General features: G+C 45.5%; 1 protein-coding gene. It reads left to right on the top strand.

Going from position 1 to position 224, the window contains the following annotated elements; translation table 11 throughout:
• On the top strand, positions 1-224 hold a 224-nt coding region (locus tag A3761_RS05585), incomplete at both ends, for an efflux RND transporter permease subunit (RefSeq protein ID WP_156491636.1).

Genomic DNA, 224 nt, shown 5'->3' with positions numbered 1-224 from the left:
CTGAAGATACAGACACAATCTGTCCGTCTTTCCTTGATTATTATGTCGGCTATTCCTTTGACGATTATCGGTATTATGCCTGGTTTTGCAGCGCTGAACCTTTTTGGCGAACGAGTGATTGCAGGAGCGCCTGAACCCGTATTATTTACCGCCACAGCGATGATCGGCATGATTGCTTTGGCTGGAATCGTTGTTCGCAACTCTTTGATACTCGTAGAGTTCAT

The sequence above is a fragment of the Oleiphilus sp. HI0123 genome (assembly GCF_001635315.1).
This window is presented reverse-complemented; position numbering and strand designations above follow the sequence as displayed.